We start from the raw sequence: 19,033 nt of genomic DNA on the forward strand, positions 1-19,033 counted from the left end.
TTTCTGGGGCGTCAAGGCATGATGGAGGCGTTGTTTGCTCATCCAGAGTCAAGCGTGATGTTTACGCTTGGCATCGTCGCCTTGGTGCTTGTCTCCATTTTCAAGGAAGATTTTTTCCGCCCGTCGACTCTGTACTTCTTGGTGCAGATGGTGATGCTTGGTGTTTCTTATTTGCAGTTCTTGCCGATGATGTCGGATTTCAATTATTCGACGTGGCTCGTTTGGGGCGGCGGCATGTTCTGCTTTTTGGTCGGTTGCTATGTGACGGACTTTGCCTGGAAATCGGCTGGCGGACCTCCGTTGCAGAAAAAGCTTGAAGTTCACGGCGAGTACAACTGGGTTTGTCATTTCTTCTTGAGTTTTTCGGCGTTCGCCTATTTCTTTGTGGGCGTGCTCGGCGTGATTTCTGTGACCGGGAACCTTGTGCTTTTGACGGACAATCCGTCGCAGTGGCTTACGGGAAAAGATAACGATGTGCTCAAGTACGCAGACTTCTTTACCTCGGGCGCAATGGTGGTCGGGCTTTTTGCGGTAGCGTCGTTCAAGTCGATGAACCCGGTGCGCTGGGTGCGCTATGCATCGCGGTTCATGGTGGTGTTTACGATTCTCCTTTCGTTTGCGACGTACCCGAGCCGCGGTATCAACATGCTTTGCCTTGGCATGTTCATGATTTTGTTCAACTACTTGCGCGGGCGATTCTCGTGGCGTTCACTCGCGGTGGTGACGGTGTTTGTCTGCATTTTCTTTGTGGCGGTGGCAGCTCTCAAGGGGCAGTATGGCAATTCGGATGTGACTGATAGCAAGATTGCAAAAGAAGTGGCGCTTCTCCCGTATAAGTACGTGGCGAACAACTACTGGAATTTGGATTATGCGTTCAACCGTTATAGCGATGTTCCCGAACACGAATGGACGTACGGCATCGACGCGTTCTTTGGCGTGACGCACCTGTTGCATATTGGCGATGGGCTCCAGGCGAACTTTGGCTGGGATACGCCGTTTAACGAGAGCGTGGTAAAGTACACGGGCTTAAATACTATTCCGTACCTTTGGGATGCGTACAAGGACTTTGGACTCCCGGGGATTTTCCTGTTGCCGTTTTTCTTTGGCGTGCTGTTCACGTATAGCTATCACAAGATGGCGGTTGCTAAAAGCCCGCTTATGCTTTTGCTCACGGCGACGTTCATGATGTGGATTATCCTGTGGAACTTCACGACCGGTTACAAGCAGAGCATGTACTGGGTGTGGATGTCGTTCTTTTTCTTTGTCTGCACAGTGAGCAGCGGTCGTACGATATTACCAGCGGACCCTGCGGTGGTGGGTGAAATACCCGAAGAGGATCACAGTGATCACAAGATCGCCTGTGAGTGCAAATAGCGGGATCATTGCATTTTCTAGATACATTCCGGCGAGTCCGCAAGCGATGACGTTCGAGGCTCCGCCAATGCTTACCATGATGGCGTAGGCGCGTGTCGCATGCTCCTTGAGGAGTGTGGAGATGAGCGTGGTGCGTGCGGCCTGGAAAATGAGCGAGAACGAAAGTATCCGTAAAATATTTGCGCTTGTCTGTAATGTGGCGTCGGTCCAGGGGGCGGCAAAGAAGAGAATTTTGAGAATCCACGAGGGGAAGAGCCAAAGGGGCGAGGAGCAGACGGCGATGAACAGCGTGAATACTGCGATGTCCTTGAGGTGGATGTTCTTGTCGTGCGTGGAGTGGAGCGTGATGAGGTTCGACGAGATGAAGTGAACCATGATGCCGGAGCAGAGCACGAGAATTTTATGCCCGAAGTTGTAGCAGCCGAGGAATTCGGCGCTTGCAAATTTATCCGCGACATAAAGCCCGATGGGGAGGTAGGCGAAAGCGGCGAAGCTCGAGATGGCATACGGAATGCCCGCTTTGACCATGAGCACGATAAAGCGGAACGTGCGGCGCGTGATTTTTAAGAGGTGCGCGTGGAATGCCTGTGTGACACCGTAGAAGAATGCGGGGAGTGCGGCGAGCACCATCGCAAGTGCAATGAGTTCGATGCGTTCAATCTTGAAGTAGAGAAGGGTCATGAACATGACCGCAGAATACGAAATCGTGTGCAATAGCTTCGAGACGAAGAGTCGCTTCCAGAATTTCCCGCAGATGAAGTACCAGTCGAAAAACGCGTGCTGGAATACGAGCCCGAACGTGAAAATCAGTTCGCCGTAGAATATTGGGTGGTTGTAGCGGAACGTGAACGCGAAGGCGACCATGAGGAGTGCTGCAACCACGGCAGAGAAAAGTCGTAGCTGGAGGATGCTCCTGAAAAGAGAACCTTTTGTGGCGCGGTTCCCGAAAAAGGCGAGGATGAGGGTTGTCATGCCGAAATCGGCGATGGCGCAGAAAATGGAGTAGTCGGTCTGGAGCAGCCCGAAATGCCCGTAAGAAGCGGTTCCAAGGTTACGCGCAATAAAATTCTGGACGAAAAATGAAATTCCTTGGATAAGGAGGTTTACAAATGCGATGAAAACACCGATTCTTATATTGCGGAAAGCTTGAAACATGGAGGTAAAGATAAAAAAGAGTTTAGTTATTGGTTATTGGTCAATAGTCATTGGTTGTAGGTCGATTAGTACTAAAGACTAACAACTAGTGACTAAGAACTATTGACTAATCACTAAAAACTGTTTACTATATTTCGAGTCATGGGTAAGTTGCAAGGTCAAAGTTCTTTCTTCGTTCCGGGTCCGCCGGCAAAGCCGGGCGAGGCTCACAAGCCGCTGGTCGAGTTCTTGCTTCGCGAAGTTCGCGGGGAGACCGTGCTCGATCTCGGTGGTGGCGAAGGAGCCTATTCACTTGAGGTGAAGAAGGCGGGCTTTGATACGACTGTCGCCGATATCAACGAGAAGTCGCTTGCGGTTGCCGAAAAGAATGGACTCAAGACTAAATTGCTTGAACCGGGTGAACCGCTAGGCGTAAATCTTGCCGATACGGTCATGATGATCGAAGTTTTGGAACATGTGCCGAGTCCGGTGGACTTCTTGAAGTCTGCCATCGGGGCTGCAAAAAAGCGCGTGGTGTTTTCGCTCCCGTGTACGAACGATTTTAACACTTTGTTCGAAAGCGGGCTCACGTATGCGCATATTGCGGTATCCGACCACTTGTGGCATTTCTCGTACGACGAGATGAAGCAGATGCTTGACTCCCTTGGCGTGGAATATCGCCTTACTATGGGCGATTACCTGTTCCCGGGGGCTGGAATCAAGCTCTTGCGCGGCTGCTTTAAGGGACCTTTGGGTCTTTTGATGCTTCCGTTCCGCGTACTGAACAAGCTGGGCATGATTCCGAAGCGTTACCCGTCCCGTTTTTACGGGGTCATCGAAAAAAGGTGATTCGTTTTTAGGCAATTTTTTGTATCTTTGGTCTTGAAATCGCGAGAGTGGCGGAATTGGCAGACGCGCCAGACTTAGGATCTGGTACTTCGGTGTGTGGGTTCGACTCCCACCCCTCGCAGTTCTTTTTTATCACCTTTTTAACAACCGTATACCGGAGTATATATGTCCGCTGAAATCAAAGAAACAAGCGCAACCGTGCGCACCCTTGAAATTACAATCCCGCAGGGTGATCTCAAGGTTCCGTTCGAAAAGAAGCTTTCTCAGTACAAGAAGCAGGTCGCCTTGAAGGGCTTCCGCCAGGGTCAAGTGCCGAAGTCCATGATCTTGAAGCAGTTCGGACCGTCCATCCGTCACGAAGCTGTTGATGAAGTCGTGAACTCTATCGTTCAGGAAACCCTCAAGAAGGCTAACATCATTCCGGTTGGCAAGATGATGGTCCAGGATTTCAAGGACGACGAACAGAATGACATCACACTTAAGGTGGAAGTCGAAGTCGATCCGGAAATCGATATCAAGGGTTACGCTGACACGGGCATCACCGTTCCGGCTACAGCCGTCCACGAAGAAGAAGTCCAGGCCGAATACGACCGCCTCATGCAGATGTGGAGCAAGGACGAACACGTTGACCGCGAAGCCAAGAAGGGTGACGTTGTTGTTGGTGACTATATCGAAGTTGTTATCGACGGTGAAAAGCAGGAACTTCCGGAAAACAAGGAATTCCGCTCTCTCCTCGGTGAATCCGCTTCTCCGGGATTCGATGAAGGCCTCATGGGCGTTAAGGCCGGTGACAAGAAGGAAATCAACTTCAAGTATCCGGATGACCACAAGGACGAACGCTATCGCGGCAAGACTGCCCAGTTCAACGTCGAAATCAAGGACGTTCGCGAAATCGTTCCGCCGACTGTGGACGAAGAATTCTGCAAGCAGATTGGCGTTAAGGACGAAGCTGACTTGAGAAACAACCTCGCTGAAAGCCTCGCTGCCCAGAAGAAGGACGCTGCTAAGAACAAGGCTATCAACGAAGCTATCGACAAGCTCATCGAAGCTAACCCGTTCGAAGTGCCGAAGGCTCGCATCTACGACCTCATCAAGTGGACGCTCAACCGCAATGCCCAGAGCGAAAAGGACGTTGTCGAACCGACCGAAGAACAGATAAACGAACTCTCCGCTGAAGCAATCCGCGAAATTAAGAAACACCGCATTCTCGAATTCGTTGCTACGCAGGAAAAGATCAAGCCGACGCAGGCTCTCGTTGACGAACGCCTCCAGCAGATGGCTAACGCTTACCACGTGGAATTCGAAAATCTGAAGAACCACTTCCGCCAGTCTGGCCGTATCAACCAGCTGCGCGACGAACTTCGCTTCCAGATGGCTGCTGACTTCATCGTCGGTATCCGCCCGGCAGCTGAAGAAACAAAGTAATAAGAGGAATAAATGATCATCCCTACCGTCATTGAAACAACCGGGCGCGGTGAACGCGCTTACGATATCTATTCCAGACTTCTCAAGGAACGTATTATCTTCTTGGGCACGCCGATTAACGACGAAGTGGCAAACAATGTCATGGCCCAGTTGATTTTCCTTGAATACGAGAATCCGGAAAAGGATATCACGCTGTATATAAACAGCCCGGGCGGTTACGTGTCGGCAGGGCTTGCCATTTATGATACCATGCAGCACGTACGCCCGAATATCGCTACGATCTGCATTGGTAGTTGTGCTTCGATGGCCGCCGTGCTCCTTGCTGCAGGTACGAAGGGCAAGCGCTATGCGCTCCCGCATTCCCGCATCATGTTGCACCAGCCGTCGGGTGCCGCTACTGGACAATCTACAGATATTCAGATTACCGCCAAGGAAATTATCCGCACGAAGGATACCCTTACCGAAATTGTCGCTAAGCATACCGGAAAGCCTGTCGACGAAGTCCGCGAAAAGACGGACCGCGACTTTTACATGAGCCCGGAAGAAGCTAAGGCCTTTGGCGTCATTGATGAAATTTTTGTGCCGCGTAAAGAGGGAATTTAATGTACCGTAGTGGCAAGAACCACCCGGCTGTAAGCTGCAGTTTTTGCGGAAAGCCGGCAGAACAAGTCGAAAAGATGATCACCGGTGCAGGTGCGTATATTTGCAGTGATTGCATACGCATGTGCAGCCGCATTCTTGAAGAAGACTTGGCACGTACGAAACAGGAACAGGAAGCGAAGGAAATTTCTTCAAAGCCGCTCCCGCTCCCGACCGAAATCAAGGCGCACCTGGACGATTTTGTCATTGGGCAGGATCGTGCAAAGATGGCGCTCTCTGTGGCGGTTTACAACCATTATAAACGCTTGCGTTACAAGCAGACGCACAAGTCCAAGGACGATGTCGATGTCGAAAAGTCGAACTTGCTCCTGGTCGGCCCGACCGGTTCGGGTAAGACGCTCTTGGCGCAGACGATGGCCCGTTTTTTGGACGTGCCGTTCACGATTGCCGATGCGACTGTCTTGACTGAAGCTGGTTACGTGGGCGAAGACGTCGATAGCATTATCGTGCGCCTTTTGCAGGCTGCCGATTACGATGTGGCGAAGGCTGAACGCGGCATTATCTTTATCGACGAAATTGATAAGATTGCTCGTAAGACTGCAAACCCCTCCATCACCCGTGACGTGAGCGGTGAAGGTGTGCAGCAGGGACTTTTGAAGCTCTTGGAAGGTACGGTTGCATCGGTCCCGCCGAAGGGTGGCCGTAAGCATCCGGAACAGCCGCTTGTGCAGGTGAACACGAGAAACATCTTGTTCATTTGCGGTGGCGCCTTTGAAACCTTGGACAAGATTATCTCCCAGCGCGTGAACCAGGGTGGCATGGGCTTTGGTGCCGATATCCACACGGCAAGCGAAAACAGCTTGAGCGAACTCTTCAAGCAGCTGGAGCCGGAAGACTTGATCAAGTTTGGCCTCATCCCGGAAATTGTCGGTCGTTTGCCGATTGCTGTTGCTCTCGAAGAACTCGACGAGACGGCTCTCCTCAACATCTTGACGAAGCCGAAGAATGCGCTTGTGAAGCAGTATAAGAGCTTGTTCGCAATGGACAACATCAAGCTCGAATTCGAAGACGATGCCCTCAAGGAAATTGTCCGTGAAACGATGACCCGCAAGACGGGTGCACGTGGGCTTAGATCCGTGATGGAACGCGTGCTGCAGCAGGCGATGTTCAAGATGCCGGGCTCTGGCGAAAAGAAGTTTACCGTGACTGTCGAAATGGTCAAGGAAGGCCTCACGCACAACAAGAAAAAGTCTTAGTTGTTGCTGTGATCCGCGAATTCCTGAACGTTGCGACTTCACGAATGCGAATTTTAGCAGTTGCCGAAAAACGGTGACTGCTTTTTTGTCCCCTCATCTTCAAAATACTATCTTTGTAGTATATGGCTTTTGACTTTAATAAAACGTATCCGTTGCTCCCTCTGAGGGATGCTGTTGTATTTCCGCTGACGACTAGACGCATTTTGGTGGGCCGCGAGATGTCGCTCCGTGCCCTGGAATTTGCTGAGAATCATAACAACGAAATTATCTTGGTTGCACAGAAGAATGTGGAACAGGAAACGCTCGATAACCCGATGCTCGACCTTTACTCGGTGGGCGTGGTGGCTCGCGTGGCGAATGTGACGCCGTTCCCGAATGGCTGTGTGAAGGTCGTGCTGGAAGGCGATTCCGTGGTGGATCTCCGTTCGATTGCTTTGCGCGACGGATTTTTGCAGGTGACGGTCTCGCCGAGAGAACATTTTATCAAGGCCGAAGACAAGAGCGAAAAGTTTGAAGATGTGCTGAACATGTTCCGCGAGTACGCCATGCACAGGAATATTGCCGATGGCATGGTCGAAGCGCTCTTTACGATGGATAGCCACATCAACGCGTTTTACGGGATGATCCCGTTCCTCTCGATTTCGCTTTCCGAGAAGCAGGCGCTTTTGGAACTCGAAACGATTGACGCTCTTGCGGATCGTTTGATTAGCCTGATGCAGGTGGCGCAGGAAAACGAGAACGTGATGATTCGCGTTCAGCAGAACGTACGCCAGAAGATGGCTCAGCAACAGAAAGAATGGTTTATCTCGGAGCAGATTCGCCAGTTGCAGGATGAACTGGACGGCGAAAATGGCGGTGCTTCGGAACCGGACCAGTTGCTCAAGAAAATCAAGGCCAAGAAGTTTAGCAAGGCGATTGAAGAAAAGCTCGAAGAAGAAATCGGTCGCATGCGCATGATGCAGCCGACGTCCCCGGAATACGCGGTGAGCCGCAATTACGTGGACTGGTTCCTCTCGCTCCCGTATGGTGTTTACACCGATACCGTTTTGAACATGAAGAAGGTGAAGGCGGAACTTGACTCTAAACATTTCGGTTTGGATAAAGTTAAAGAACGCATTATGGAATACGTGGCCGTGCTGAAGCTTACCGGTACGGAACGCCGCGCTCCGATTCTTTGCCTTGTGGGTCCTCCGGGTGTTGGCAAGACGACTCTCGTGGAATCGATTGCAACCGCGATGCAGCGTAACTTTGTCCGCATTACGCTTGGTGGCGTGCGTGACGAAGCTGAAATCCGTGGTCACCGCCGCACTTACATTGGGGCGATGCCGGGCCGCTTTATCCATGCGTTACGCCGTGCAAAGTGCATGAACCCGGTGATTTTGCTCGATGAAATCGACAAGATGGCAAGCGACTTTAGAGGTGACCCTGCAAGCGCTATGCTCGAAGTTTTGGACCCGGAACAGAACCATGACTTTACTGACCACTTCATGGAAGTGGGGCTTGACTTGAGTCGTGTGCTCTTTATTGCGACGGCAAATAGCGAAGGCGAAATTCCGGAAGCTCTGCGTGACCGTATGGAAGTGGTGCGCCTGCCGGGCTACTATCCGCATGAGAAGTTGCAGATTGCGGGCAAGTATTTGCTCCCGCGCATCTGTGAACGCACGGGCGTGAAGCTTGGCGAACAGGTGAGCTTCAGTGACGAGATGATTAACGCTGTGATGCGCGGCTGGACGCGCGAAGCGGGCGTTCGTGAACTCGAACGCGTGCTTGAAAGTGCTGTGCGCCATCGTGCAAAAGACATTGTGATGGGCAAGAAGATTAAGCCGGAAGTGACGGCGAAGGTGCTTCAGGATTACCTCGGCGCTCCGAGATTCTTGGACAACCAGCTGCCGGAACCAGGTCGCCCGGGCGTTGTGACGGGTCTTGCCTGGACAAGTGTCGGTGGCGAAATTTTGCCCATTGAATGCATGCTCTTGAGCGGCAAGGGTCAGCTGATTTTGACGGGTAAGCTTGGCGACGTGATGAAGGAATCCGCACAGATTGCCGTTTCGCTTGTTCGTGAACGCTTGCAGCGCTTTGGCATTGATCCTGCGATTGTGCGTAAGACGGACATCCACATTCACGTGCCGGAAGGTGCCGTGCCGAAGGATGGACCTTCTGCAGGTATTGCGCTTACGCTCTGCCTCTTGAGTGCGTTTACGAAGCAGCCGATTTCACCGGACATTGCGTTTACGGGTGAAGTGAGCCTTACGGGCGCCTGCCTCCCGATTGGCGGCTTGAACGAGAAGGCGCTTGCTGCACTCGCCGCTGGCGTGAAGACGCTCCACTTGCCGGAAGGCAACAAGAAGGACGTGGCTGAACTCCCGGAACCGGCGAAGAAGGGCCTCAAGATTTACCCGCACAAGCATATTGACGAAATCGTGAAGATTTTGTTCAAAATGCCGAAGGTCGCAAAAAGCGCGAAGAAAGCGTAATTAATTGTGAAAATGAGCCCGCCACAGTGATGTGCGCGGGCATTTTTGCTATTTCCCTTTTTCTTTGGCGTAGGCAGAGGCCTTGTCAACAAAGGTTTGCAGATCCATTTTGTCGAAATGTTCACGTTGCCATTTGGTATAGTCAAATCGTTCTCTTTGGACCGCTGCTATAAAATACTCAGTGTCAACAACTCCGAGTTCACGGATGAGGCATTCCATTCCTCTGGAAAGCAATTCGATTGTTGCTGGTGGAGTGATTTCAGTTATCATTTTCAGCACCTCCGCTTATTAGATTAAGGAACTCTATGGGGTTGATCAATTTTATCGAATTACTTTTATATTTAAGCATCCGCTTGTCCGTACTTAAAAGATAATCACAATTCATTAATTCTGCACAGGCAATGTGACAAGCGTCTTTCATTTTTACCCCTGTTGCCATGATTTTCTTGGCATTTATGGCGATTACATCTGATTTGTCGCTTCCTACATAATCGAAAACATTATCATTCAAAAATTTTGTTATAGCAGATTTTCTGTCTGTGTACGGATTACAAGAATTTTCGTAATCAAGAATAAATGATGAAGCCAATTGCAATTTTTGTGCTTTTACAAGAGATTGTATTTGCATTTTAGCTTGTACTTCAATGGAAATGGTCAAATGGCTTTGGTCGTCATAAGGCCGGTTGTAGCAGCAGTTGTCTAGATATATTTTCATATCCTTTAGATTATATAGTTGATTAAATTGAATCGGAGTGCCGATTCATCTAGCAAACGATATAGCTAAGGATTTAGGAAAAGATATAAGAAAGGATATAGCAAAATCCAGTATGTTGATACTGGTACTTTGTAATTTATAAAAATCTTTTTGAGAAGAGTAGTATATTAACTGGCGAATAAATTTTTTAATATTAGGCCGAAAAGGATTTATTATCTTTTAACTGAAAAACATAATCACTAATCACTGTCTACTTCCAACTTCTAACGGTCTACTAAAACTATGGAATTCACACTTGATGAAATGCGCGAGCACCTTGCAGCTCTCGAAGCAAGGATTGGCGAGGCTTGCAAGATTGCGGGCCGCAGCCGTGATTCGGTTAAGCTTGTGTGGGTGAGCAAGTTCCACCCGGCAGAAGCTGTGGAAAATGCGATTGCTTTGGGTGCAACGGACTTTGGCGAAAACCGCGTGCAAGAAGCCGAACTCAAGTTCTCCGAGCCGCGTACGGCAAAGGACGGGAGCCGCGTGCGTTGCCATGTAATTGGTCCTGTGCAAAGTAACAAGCTCAAGAAGGCTGCACTTGTAGCCGACTGCATCCATTCCATTGCAAGTATCGAAGCGGTGGAAAAGTTGGAGAAGGTTTGCGCTGCAGCTGCAAATGGTCAGGGAAAAGTTCTCGACATTTTGTTCCAGGTGAATGCGGGCGAAGAAGAAACGAAGAGCGGCTTGGACGTGCATGAGGCTGAAGCTTTCTTGAACGATCTTGCGGCAAAAGCGGGCGCAGCAGCGGACGGCAAAAGCGAAAACTTCCCGCATTTGCGTTTCCGCGGCCTCATGACGATTGGCAAGAATACGGGCGTACCTGAAGATAGCCGCGAATGCTTTGCTTTTTTGCGTGGGCTGCGCGACAAGTTCCTTGCTAAAGGTGGCGCCTTTGCTAAGTTCGATCAGCTTTCGATGGGCATGACGCTTGATTTGGAAGTCGCCATTGAAGAAGGCTCTACGATGATTCGCGTGGGAACGGCTTTGTTTGGAGAGCGTGACTATTCTAAGCCGGTGAACGATCCCGCTTAGGAACTCTACACCTCAATTTCCATGCCGGTGTGCATCTGTCCGACTTTGTCGCCGAGCACATCGTGTAAAATCTCGTAGGCGCGTTGCCCCGTGCAATGCCCTGTGTAGATTTTTTGAACGTTCAAAGTGCGGAGACGTTCGGCGAATGCTTTCACGCGATCGTCGGGTGTACGGAAAAGGTGGAATCCGCCGAGGATGGCGTAAATTTGCTTGCCGGGGAATGTTGCTTCGATTTCCTTGATGATGTTGTCGGCGCCGCCATGGCTACAGCTGTTCATGATGAACAAGCCTTTTGGCGTATCAAAGACTAGACTTTGTTCATGGTCGAAACTGTCGGGGCGGTATTTGCCGTTTTCTTTGACGCTCATGTGGGCGCGTTTGCCAATTTCATCGAGGTTCGGAGTCTTGTGACCGACGAGTGTGACTCCCGGAAAAATTTCGCAGTCGCCTTTTGCAAATACGATTCGGTCGGCATTGCGCTTGAGAGTTCCTTTGTGGATGCCGATGTATTCTTGATAGGTGAAAAACTTTAAGAACTTGTGCGTATGGTAGCAGTTTTCGCGGGCGGCATCACGCAAGTAGAATTTGGCGTGGTCGTTCTTGTCGAAAAATTCCTGCATGCCGTCGGCGTGATCGTAATGCGCATGGCTTAAGACGCCTGCATCGATTTTGGAAATGTCAATCCCCATGATGGCGGCGTTCTTGGCGAATTGCGCAGAGGCACCTGTGTCGAGCAGAATGCGCTTGCCATTGAATTCGGTATAGACGCAAAGTCCCCATTCGCCTTTTAATTGCTTTTCGGAACAGCTGATGTTGTCGATAAGAATTTTAATTTTCATTTTCTCTTATGGTTCCTATCGCCTTCGGCTCCAGGATGACAGTGCCTTTTGCGGGCATCTCCTTATTCACCTTTAAACGCCTTGTAGAAATTCAGGAACTGCTCGGGGCTGAGTTCTTCGGCGCGGATGGTCGTAGGCCAATCCAAAAGTTCGATGGTCGCCTGGATTTTCTTCTTGTCGTAATTGCGTCCAAAGGAATTCGCAAGCGTCTTGCGCTTTTGCGTGAATGCGGTACGGACAAAGTCAAAGAATCCGTCGGGCGCCTGGATTGCGTCTTCGCGCGGTGTCAAAAGCATCGTCGCGCTATCGACATTTGGCTTTGGCGTGAAATGTTCCGGCCCGATCTTGCGCAAAATCTGCGTGTTTGCAAATGCAGAAACGAGTACGGAAAGGCTCCCGTAATTGCTGGAGCAGGGTTCGGCGCAGATGCGTTCAGCGACTTCGAGCTGCACCATTCCCATAAAGCCTTTGGTCAAGTGCAAGCGCGGCATAAGCCCTGCGATAATTGCTGTACTTACGTTGTATGGTAAGTTGCCAGTAACCCACGGCTTTGCGTGTGCGTCCAAAAATGATTGCAAGTCAAACTTCAAAAAGTCAATGTTGACAATGTTGAAGTTCTTGTAATCTTTGAATTTTTCGTTCAAGACTTCAACGCACTGCTCGTCAATTTCGACAGCAGTAAGTTCTAGCCCGCGGTTGAGCAAGTGCTCCGTGAGAGCGCCGTGACCGGGACCAATCTCAAGGACAAATTCGCCTGCTTCGGCTGGCAAATCGCCTGCGATGGCGGTGGCGGTTTCAACATCGAGAAAGTTCTGTCCAAATTTGCGACGGCGTGCTCTATCCATGACGGGGAATATAGAAATTGCTGCGGGTGTTCTAGGCTAGCAAAAAATTAAAGTTGATTTTTTGACAGTAAAGTGTCAAAATCAAAATGTACATTCTAAGTATGTGTTCTTGTTTTACCCTTATCGCCGCTATAATTATCACCGCAATCCTGTTTACGTTTGCGAAGTAATCGCTGTCTGGTTGCTTGTTTGCGCAATATATTGCGCATTTTAGTTGACGAATTATACTATTTGTAGTATTTTTACTATAGAATAGGCAATATGTTGCATAATTTGGAGTTTAAACCGATGGGTCAGACGGAAATATCTTCTTTGGGCAAGCAGATTGCCGACAGGCGTAAGGAGCTGAATATATCTCAAGCTGATCTTGCTGAAATGTCGGGAGTCAGTCTGCGTACTGTTAATGGCATTGAGAGCGGGCGCGCAAATCCGAGCGTTAAAGTACTTTTCGAAATTTTGCAAGTTCTTGGACTCGTTATCACTTTGAAGGAACGGGTCGTCCATGAATAGCATTTATTATAAAATTCGAAAGGCTTTTGTTTTCAAGAACGGAAAAATTGCAGGTATTCTTCTTGCTAGTAAAAGGCGGTTCGTCTTTATTTATGATGCGGATTATATCGATAAAGACGGAACCTCTATTGCTATCAATTTGCCGAAATCGAAAAGGATTTTTTATTCTAAATGTTTGTTCCCTTTTTTTAGCGGACTTTTGCCTGAAGGCGAAAATAGAGCAGATATCTGCAAGCGACTAAAGATTAACGTCAATGATGATTTTGCGGTTTTATTGGCACTTTGTAAAAATGAATCTATCGGGGATATTACAGTGCAGGAGGCTCGATAATGCGTTGCCGTAGCTGTCTTAGGGAATGTGAAGATGATTTTTGCCGCACTTGTTCTAGAAAAATTTTTAATAAGGATAAATTTAGTGCGAAACTTGATTTTACACTTCCTGATATTGCTCAAGGTACAGGTGATGTAGTCAAACGCATTTCAATATCTGGAGCGCAGATAAAGTTTTCATTAAGATTTGGTTGGAAAAAATTGGAGCCTACCGATCGTGCTGGAACCTATATTCTCAAGCCTGCTACAAGTATGCGGTTTCGCTTATTTCGTGATATGCCAGCCAATGAACATGTCACTATGCAAATGGCAAAACAGATTTTCAAGATGAATGTGGCTGAGTCGGCATTGATGGAATTTTCTTCTGGAGAATTTGCCTATTTAACAAAACGGTTTGATGTCCGTAAAGACGGTACGAGGATTCATCAAGAGGATTTTGCCCAAGTTGCGGACTTGTGCAGCCAAAATGCGGGTTCAAACTTTAAGTACGAAAGTATTAGTTACGAAGAAATTGCGGGACTTATAAAACAACATGTGAGTGCTTATATTGTTGCTGCCGAAGAATTTTTCAAGATTATTTTGTTTAATTATCTTGTGTGTAACGGCGATGCGCATATCAAGAATTTTTCGATATACTCTCCAAATAAGGAGGGGGTATTTGTATTGACTCCCGCTTATGATTTGTTGAATACGTCGTTGCATGCTTCTGATGAAAGAATGGCACTTGATCTTTTTGCAGATGAAGAGAATTACGAAAGCGACTTCTTTAGTGCCAATGGCTTTTATGGTGCTCCGGATTTTATGGAATTTGCAAAACGTATCGGCATTGTCGAGAAAAGGGCTGAGCGGTTTATTCGTGAAATGACCAACCATCTTGATGAAATGAACGAAATGATAGACGCGTCTTTCTTAAGTGAAGAAGCGAAGGCTAAGTATAAGGAATGTATTTACGATAGAGCAAGGGCGTTGGAAATATCTTAAAAACAGATTTTTCTATCTTGTCCATTGTAAATCATTTGGCGGTTTTAGAGACTTCTTACTGTCTACTTCCTACCGCCTGCTAAACAGAGGTTTAATATGTCCGTTGCGATGCAAGATGTTATGAAACAGTCCGGGGTGGCGTTTGGTACGAGCGGTGCCCGCGGTCTCGTGAGCGCTATGACCGACCGTGTGTGCTATGTGTATGCACGTTCTTTTATCAAGTACTGCGAAGCGTCTTACAAGTGCGAACGCACGATTGCGATTGCGGGTGACTTGCGTCCGAGTACGGAACGCATTTTGAAGTCTCTCGTGCAGGCTGGCACTGATGCGAACTGGAAGGTGATTTACTGCGGTCGCATCCCGAGCCCCGCGATTGCGATGTACGGCATCGACAAGCATTTGCCGACCATCATGGTGACGGGCAGCCACATCCCGGCAGACCGCAACGGTATCAAGTTCAACCACCCGAATGGCGAAATCACGAAGGCCGATGAACAGGGAATCGTGTCGCAGTCGGTCGATTTCGACGAAGCGCTTTTTGACGACAAGGGCATGCTGAAGGCTGCGCCTGAACTCCCGGCGGTCGAAGCGGAAGCCGAAACGAATTATTGCAAGCGTTACCCGGACTTTTTCGGTAGCGATGCATTGCATGGACTCACGATTGGCGTTTACCAGCATTCCGCTGTGGGCCGCGACATTGTGGTGAAGGTTCTCGAAAGCCTCGGTGCAACGGTCAAGCCGTTTGGCCGTAGCGATGTGTTTGTGCCGGTCGATACCGAAGCTATCCGCAAGGAAGATGAAGAACTCGCCCGTGAGTTTACGCACAAGGATTACGTGGATGCTGTGTTCAGCACGGATGGCGATTCGGACCGCCCGCTTTTGGCTGATGACGTGGGCATGTGGCTCCGTGGCGACGTGCTTGGCATTTTGGCCGCACAGTCTCTTGGCATCAAGCGCATTGCAACTCCGGTGAGCTGCAACACTTCACTTGAAAAGTCCGGTAGCTTTGAAAAAATTTGCCGCACGCGCATTGGTAGCCCGTATGTGATTGCCGGCATGGAAAGCCTGGTCGATGCAAACGACAAGAGCATCACGGTTGCGGGTTACGAAGCGAATGGTGGCTTCCTGCTCGAAACGGATTTGACGCTCGATGGTCGCACGCTCAAGGCACTCCCGACGCGTGATGCGCTCCTCCCGATGATTGCCGTGATGGTGATGGTCCGCAAGGAACGCATGTGCGTTGTGGATTTGCTCCGCAAGTTGCCGAAGCGCTTTACCGTGAGCGACCGCCTCAAGGAATTCCCGACCGAAAAGTCGAAGGCGAAGCTCGCTGAAATCCGCGAAAAGAATCTCGGCGAAAAGCTGTTCGGCGCTCTCGCTGCAAAGCCCTCCAAGTTTGCAAAGGACAAGACGTTCCAGGGCAAGATGGTATCGCTCAACGAAGTTGATGGCTACCGCATGGAATTCGATTCTGGTGACATTATTCACTTGCGTCCGAGCGGAAACGCTCCGGAATTCCGCTGCTATGTGGAAACGGAAGGCAAGGAACGCAGTGCAGAACTCCTCGCGGACTGCCTCAAGATTATGGAAGGTTGGCGCGTTTAGACAAAATCTGAATTCCCACTTTTTTGTATCTTATTAATCGTATGTTCAAAAAGTTTCTTTCGTTTGCACTGACTGTTGGTTCCCTCGCGTTTGCAGGGGAGTATTGGCATTTGGACCCGGGCGGTGTGACGATGAAGTTCCTTGCGATGCAGGTTTCGCCGCGTGCGGCTGCGCTCTCGGGTGCAGGCGTTGCTGATCCCGGTCGCGTGTCCGAAATTTCGCGCAATCCACTTGCGATGAGCGTTGCAAACGATGCGGAATTTGGACTCAGTCAGGTGATTTTTGGCGAGGGCGGTGCCGATAACTTTGTTTCGGCATATTACGGTCTCCCGATTGGCGAAAAGTACACGCTAGGGCTTGCGGTTGACTTTTTGGGTTACGACGACATTGAAGGTCGTGACGAGGATGGTCTCAAGACTTCGAAATACGGCTCTTATGCCTGGTCGCTTTTGGCGGGTTTTGGTAGCCGTTCCAAGATTTTCAACTGGGCCGCTTCGGCACGTTTTGCCACGCAGACGATTGATGATGAAACTGGATTTTTGTTCTCTGTCGATGCGGGTGGCTCTTTCCGCGTGAATCAGTATTTATCATTCGGTGCAAACTTTACGAATCTCGGTTTTGCAAGCAAGTATGAATCCGAGAAGGAGGCGGCTCCGCTTGCGCTCCAGGCGGGCGTGACGGGATTCATCCCGATTCTTGACCGTTGGATGGTGCATTTGTCTGTAGATGCGTACCGCCGTGCCGATACAAAGGCTCAGGTCTTGATTGGCGGCGAAGTGGTCTACTTCGACATGCTTTCGTTCCGCATGGGCTACGCAATCCGCCCGGATACCGAAGATGCAGTTAGTGGCGGTCTCGGTGTGACGTTTGGCATGATCGTGTTTGACTACGCTTATAGCCCGCGCCCGGCGTTTGAAGGTGGCAACCATTACATCGCCGTCGGCGTGAAGTTCTAATTTAAGCCTCAATCGGACGGTTCAATTTTTCGCACGAGTTCCATTCGCGGAGCTCGTGCTTTTTTATTTGATAGCACAGGCAGCCACGGCTGATTTTTAGAGCTTTGGCGGCCCTGCTTTTATTCCCGTTGTGCTCGTATAGTGCTTTTTGAATAAATTGCCAATTCGGTGCCGAGGCGCGTGTCCCGCTGTACGTGTAGTGTTCATCGATATCGTTTATCGCTTGGCGTGAAAATTCTTCGGAGAGGATTTCTTCAAGCGAGATGTTGTGCTGCATTAAAAGCGCGTAACGCTGGAGTACGTTTTTCAGCTGGCGGATATTGCCCGGCCAGTCGTACCTGGAAAGAACCCTGATTTCCCATTTGCGGAGCAGTAGCTGTACGGCGAAAGTCCTTGCTGTGATATCGTTCCAAATGGCTGTGGCAATGTCGGCAAAGTCTTCCCGGTTGCGGAGGGGCGGGATCACGATGGGGAAGGCGTTCAGCCTGAAGAATAGGTCCTTGCGGAAATTGCCGCTGTGAATTTCGTTTTGCAAGTCGCGGTTTGTGGCGCATATAAGCCTGAAGTCGACCGGCTCGTTTTGCGTGGCGCCGAGCGGGAGCACGGAATGTTCCTGCAAGATGCGTAATAGCTTGCTCTGCATGTCGAACGGCATTTCGCCGATTTCGTCGAGGAATAGCGTGCCGCCGTTTGCGGCTTGCACAATGCCCTGGTGGTCGCACGCGGCTCCGGTGTAAGAGCCTTTTTTGGCGCCTTCCAAAAGGCTTTCGGCAAGGTTCCGTGCAATGGCTCCGCAGTTGAGTGCAACGAATGGACCCTCGTTTCGTGGGCTATGCTCGTGTATAAACTTGGCGGCGATTTCCTTGCCGACTCCCGATTCCCCCTGCAACAGCACGGGAATGTTCGATTGGGCTGCGATAAGCATCAATTGTTCGTGTTTTTTCATAGACCTTCAAAATTCTATTTGAGGTGGCTCTACTATATAACACGCTTTTTTCCGCCAAATTATTCGGTAAAATTTTGTTTAAATAAAAGGCCCCTTATGGAGCCTCTGTGATGGGTAATGCGATGGTGCTGAGGCATTCCTGGAACTTTTCGTGGTCGGTGTTTTTGTACCTCGAAACATAGAAGTACTTGTTGCCATCTTCGTCTTCGTCATCTTTGACCGTGAAATATTCGAGGTTTTCCGTTTTGCAGAGATTTTCGTCTACGTTCTTGTAGATGGCGTAGCTGCTGCAGGTGGTGGTGCCGTCAGACACTTCGACGATGGCTTCCCTGTTGGTGCGACCGCTGTAGTGGAGGGTGGTTTCCGCTTTCTTGATGGTTACGGTGTATGTCTTGTCGCCAATTTTGAAAGTTTGGTTTGTCTTGGTGCCTTCGATAATTTGAACGCCGTTGTTTTCAATGCTTCTGGCGATGCTGCTAGCTAGATCTTCGTTGTCCATGATGTTGATGACATCGTCCATGTGGCTTCGGCGGGCGAGATAACCATACAATTCCACCATAAAGCTGGATTCCATGTAGCCTCTTTCCTGTTCGTCGGCAACGTAAAGGTCCATGTGGTATTCGAGATTGATGGTCACTTTTCCCGGAGCGTAAGTGTAGGTTCGGGTCACGTAACGGGTGTTTGTGGAGTGTTCTTCTTCGCCTGTTTTTCGATTGCGCTCAATGCCGGTATAGACCCAGCACCCGTAAATGTTACCTGCTGTGCCACCCACGTACAGTTTGCCATAGTTGTCGGCTCCACCTTCGTAATAATCGTAGAGGACTAGCGTATCGCCGATGAATTCGTACTCGAAGGAATCTATTATAGCGTTTTTTGTTATAGTTTTCCAAATCAAATTGTCGTTTTCGAGATCGCAACGGTTTCCATGGACGTCTGTGAATGTTGTTACCATCAGGTGTTGCGATTCATCGACGTAAAGTGTTCCTGTTGCTGAATTCGGATCATTATTAGAGGCGCTATTGGTGCTACTGTCATTTGAAGCGCTTGACGGATTGCTGTCGCTACAAGCGGCGATGAGGAATGCAGATGATACAGCCGTAAGCAGGGTGTATTTCATGAT

At 49.5% G+C, this 19,033-nt stretch carries 19 protein-coding genes and 1 tRNA gene; 13 read left to right on the plus strand and 7 right to left on the minus strand.

The features are described 5' to 3' along the window. Positions 1 to 18: 18 nt before the first annotated feature. Complete coding sequence (locus BUC30_RS13540; RefSeq protein ID WP_073442666.1) at positions 19 to 1,374, plus strand: O-antigen polymerase; 1,356 nt, start codon at positions 19 to 21, stop codon at positions 1,372 to 1,374. On the opposite strand, the gene BUC30_RS13545 is transcribed toward BUC30_RS13540, so the two are convergent. Then, positions 1,294 to 2,529 (minus strand): oligosaccharide flippase family protein, encoded by a 1,236-nt coding sequence (locus BUC30_RS13545; RefSeq protein ID WP_073442668.1) that lies wholly within the window; start codon positions 2,527 to 2,529, stop codon positions 1,294 to 1,296. The genes BUC30_RS13540 and BUC30_RS13545 overlap by 81 nt on opposite strands. A 141-nt stretch (positions 2,530 to 2,670) precedes the next feature. Here BUC30_RS13545 and BUC30_RS13550 point away from each other — a divergent pair, with 141 nt between their 5' ends. From BUC30_RS13550 to lon, 6 genes are all read left to right on the plus strand, one after another. Then, positions 2,671 to 3,357, plus strand: coding sequence for a class I SAM-dependent methyltransferase (locus BUC30_RS13550; protein WP_073442670.1), 687 nt, complete (start codon positions 2,671 to 2,673; stop codon positions 3,355 to 3,357). A gap of 41 nt (positions 3,358 to 3,398) precedes the next feature. Continuing rightward, positions 3,399 to 3,478: transfer RNA gene (locus BUC30_RS13555), tRNA-Leu, on the plus strand. 44 nt (positions 3,479 to 3,522) lie between these two features. Beyond that, complete coding sequence (gene tig / locus BUC30_RS13560; protein WP_073442672.1) at positions 3,523 to 4,782, plus strand: trigger factor; 1,260 nt, start codon at positions 3,523 to 3,525, stop codon at positions 4,780 to 4,782. 12 nt (positions 4,783 to 4,794) lie between these two features. Beyond that, positions 4,795 to 5,385 (plus strand): ATP-dependent Clp protease proteolytic subunit, encoded by a 591-nt coding sequence (locus BUC30_RS13565; RefSeq protein WP_014546088.1) that lies wholly within the window; start codon positions 4,795 to 4,797, stop codon positions 5,383 to 5,385. Then, entirely contained in the window at positions 5,385 to 6,638 is a 1,254-nt protein-coding gene (gene clpX, locus BUC30_RS13570; protein ID WP_014546087.1) for an ATP-dependent Clp protease ATP-binding subunit ClpX, read from the plus strand. The genes BUC30_RS13565 and clpX overlap by 1 nt, the downstream gene beginning before the upstream one ends. 122 nt (positions 6,639 to 6,760) lie before the next feature. After that, positions 6,761 to 9,112, plus strand: a complete 2,352-nt coding sequence (gene lon / locus BUC30_RS13575) for an endopeptidase La (RefSeq protein WP_073442674.1) — start codon at positions 6,761 to 6,763, stop codon at positions 9,110 to 9,112. A 48-nt stretch (positions 9,113 to 9,160) separates the two neighbouring features. Here the strand turns inward: lon and BUC30_RS13580 are convergent, their stop codons facing one another. Then, complete coding sequence (locus BUC30_RS13580; protein WP_073442676.1) at positions 9,161 to 9,382, minus strand: hypothetical protein; 222 nt, start codon at positions 9,380 to 9,382, stop codon at positions 9,161 to 9,163. Then, positions 9,372 to 9,827: a type II toxin-antitoxin system VapC family toxin gene (locus BUC30_RS13585; RefSeq protein ID WP_073442678.1), complete on the minus strand. Its 456-nt coding sequence runs from the start codon at positions 9,825 to 9,827 to the stop codon at positions 9,372 to 9,374. Before BUC30_RS13585 ends, BUC30_RS13580 begins: the two co-directional genes overlap by 11 nt. Positions 9,828 to 10,109: 282 nt before the next feature. Between BUC30_RS13585 and BUC30_RS13590 the strand changes: the two genes are divergently transcribed. Beyond that, a complete protein-coding gene (locus tag BUC30_RS13590) occupies positions 10,110 to 10,901 on the plus strand; it encodes a YggS family pyridoxal phosphate-dependent enzyme (RefSeq protein ID WP_073442681.1) in 792 nt (263 codons plus the stop codon). Between the two features lie 5 nt (positions 10,902 to 10,906). Here BUC30_RS13590 and BUC30_RS13595 read toward each other — a convergent pair whose 3' ends face one another. Next, positions 10,907 to 11,740 (minus strand): MBL fold metallo-hydrolase, encoded by an 834-nt coding sequence (locus BUC30_RS13595; protein WP_073442683.1) that lies wholly within the window; start codon positions 11,738 to 11,740, stop codon positions 10,907 to 10,909. 62 nt (positions 11,741 to 11,802) lie between these two features. Continuing rightward, positions 11,803 to 12,585: a 16S rRNA (adenine(1518)-N(6)/adenine(1519)-N(6))-dimethyltransferase RsmA gene (rsmA, locus tag BUC30_RS13600; RefSeq protein WP_073442685.1), complete on the minus strand. Its 783-nt coding sequence runs from the start codon at positions 12,583 to 12,585 to the stop codon at positions 11,803 to 11,805. A gap of 288 nt (positions 12,586 to 12,873) precedes the next feature. On the opposite strand from rsmA, the gene BUC30_RS13605 reads away from it, so the two are divergent. The 5 genes from BUC30_RS13605 (at position 12,874) to BUC30_RS13625 (ending at position 16,967) form a co-directional block, all read left to right on the plus strand. Beyond that, positions 12,874 to 13,095 carry a helix-turn-helix transcriptional regulator gene (locus tag BUC30_RS13605; protein WP_073442847.1) on the plus strand — a complete coding sequence of 74 codons (222 nt, stop codon included), beginning with the start codon at positions 12,874 to 12,876 and terminating at the stop codon, positions 13,093 to 13,095. Next, positions 13,088 to 13,426, plus strand: a complete 339-nt coding sequence (locus tag BUC30_RS13610) for a HipA N-terminal domain-containing protein (RefSeq protein WP_014546078.1) — start codon at positions 13,088 to 13,090, stop codon at positions 13,424 to 13,426. Before BUC30_RS13605 ends, BUC30_RS13610 begins: the two co-directional genes overlap by 8 nt. Beyond that, positions 13,426 to 14,406 carry a HipA domain-containing protein gene (locus BUC30_RS13615; protein WP_073442687.1) on the plus strand — a complete coding sequence of 327 codons (981 nt, stop codon included), beginning with the start codon at positions 13,426 to 13,428 and terminating at the stop codon, positions 14,404 to 14,406. Before BUC30_RS13610 ends, BUC30_RS13615 begins: the two co-directional genes overlap by 1 nt. A 96-nt stretch (positions 14,407 to 14,502) precedes the next feature. Continuing rightward, positions 14,503 to 16,011: a phosphomannomutase gene (locus tag BUC30_RS13620; RefSeq protein ID WP_073442689.1), complete on the plus strand. Its 1,509-nt coding sequence runs from the start codon at positions 14,503 to 14,505 to the stop codon at positions 16,009 to 16,011. Positions 16,012 to 16,052: 41 nt separating this feature from the next. Further along, positions 16,053 to 16,967, plus strand: a complete 915-nt coding sequence (locus tag BUC30_RS13625; protein WP_073442691.1) for a PorV/PorQ family protein — start codon at positions 16,053 to 16,055, stop codon at positions 16,965 to 16,967. Between the two features lies 1 nt (position 16,968). Here the strand turns inward: BUC30_RS13625 and BUC30_RS13630 are convergent, their stop codons facing one another. Both BUC30_RS13630 and BUC30_RS13635 read right to left on the minus strand, forming a co-directional pair. Next, the gene (locus tag BUC30_RS13630; protein WP_073442693.1) at positions 16,969 to 17,913 is read right to left on the minus strand and encodes a sigma 54-interacting transcriptional regulator; all 945 of its coding nucleotides are present in this window, start codon (positions 17,911 to 17,913) and stop codon (positions 16,969 to 16,971) included. A 94-nt stretch (positions 17,914 to 18,007) separates the two neighbouring features. Next, positions 18,008 to 19,030, minus strand: coding sequence for a hypothetical protein (locus BUC30_RS13635; protein ID WP_073442695.1), 1,023 nt, complete (start codon positions 19,028 to 19,030; stop codon positions 18,008 to 18,010). Between the last annotated feature and the right edge of the window lie 3 nt (positions 19,031 to 19,033).

The organism is Fibrobacter sp. UWB7 (assembly GCF_900142945.1).
GTDB lineage: Bacteria > Fibrobacterota > Fibrobacteria > Fibrobacterales > Fibrobacteraceae > Fibrobacter.

Coding starts and splice junctions, on each gene's coding strand:
- BUC30_RS13565 (WP_014546088.1), top strand. CDS start 4,795: ATGATCATCCCTACCGTCATTGAAACAACCGGGCGCGGTGAACGCGCT.
- BUC30_RS13550 (WP_073442670.1), top strand. CDS start 2,671: ATGGGTAAGTTGCAAGGTCAAAGTTCTTTCTTCGTTCCGGGTCCGCCG.
- BUC30_RS13545 (WP_073442668.1), bottom strand. CDS start 2,529: ATGTTTCAAGCTTTCCGCAATATAAGAATCGGTGTTTTCATCGCATTT.
- tig (WP_073442672.1), top strand. CDS start 3,523: ATGTCCGCTGAAATCAAAGAAACAAGCGCAACCGTGCGCACCCTTGAA.
- BUC30_RS13585 (WP_073442678.1), bottom strand. CDS start 9,827: ATGAAAATATATCTAGACAACTGCTGCTACAACCGGCCTTATGACGAC.
- lon (WP_073442674.1), top strand. CDS start 6,761: ATGGCTTTTGACTTTAATAAAACGTATCCGTTGCTCCCTCTGAGGGAT.
- BUC30_RS13610 (WP_014546078.1), top strand. CDS start 13,088: ATGAATAGCATTTATTATAAAATTCGAAAGGCTTTTGTTTTCAAGAAC.
- BUC30_RS13625 (WP_073442691.1), top strand. CDS start 16,053: ATGTTCAAAAAGTTTCTTTCGTTTGCACTGACTGTTGGTTCCCTCGCG.
- BUC30_RS13580 (WP_073442676.1), bottom strand. CDS start 9,382: ATGATAACTGAAATCACTCCACCAGCAACAATCGAATTGCTTTCCAGA.
- BUC30_RS13635 (WP_073442695.1), bottom strand. CDS start 19,030: ATGAAATACACCCTGCTTACGGCTGTATCATCTGCATTCCTCATCGCC.
- BUC30_RS13605 (WP_073442847.1), top strand. CDS start 12,874: ATGGGTCAGACGGAAATATCTTCTTTGGGCAAGCAGATTGCCGACAGG.
- clpX (WP_014546087.1), top strand. CDS start 5,385: ATGTACCGTAGTGGCAAGAACCACCCGGCTGTAAGCTGCAGTTTTTGC.
- BUC30_RS13615 (WP_073442687.1), top strand. CDS start 13,426: ATGCGTTGCCGTAGCTGTCTTAGGGAATGTGAAGATGATTTTTGCCGC.
- BUC30_RS13540 (WP_073442666.1), top strand. CDS start 19: ATGATGGAGGCGTTGTTTGCTCATCCAGAGTCAAGCGTGATGTTTACG.
- BUC30_RS13595 (WP_073442683.1), bottom strand. CDS start 11,740: ATGAAAATTAAAATTCTTATCGACAACATCAGCTGTTCCGAAAAGCAA.
- BUC30_RS13590 (WP_073442681.1), top strand. CDS start 10,110: ATGGAATTCACACTTGATGAAATGCGCGAGCACCTTGCAGCTCTCGAA.
- rsmA (WP_073442685.1), bottom strand. CDS start 12,585: ATGGATAGAGCACGCCGTCGCAAATTTGGACAGAACTTTCTCGATGTT.
- BUC30_RS13620 (WP_073442689.1), top strand. CDS start 14,503: ATGTCCGTTGCGATGCAAGATGTTATGAAACAGTCCGGGGTGGCGTTT.
- BUC30_RS13630 (WP_073442693.1), bottom strand. CDS start 17,913: ATGAAAAAACACGAACAATTGATGCTTATCGCAGCCCAATCGAACATT.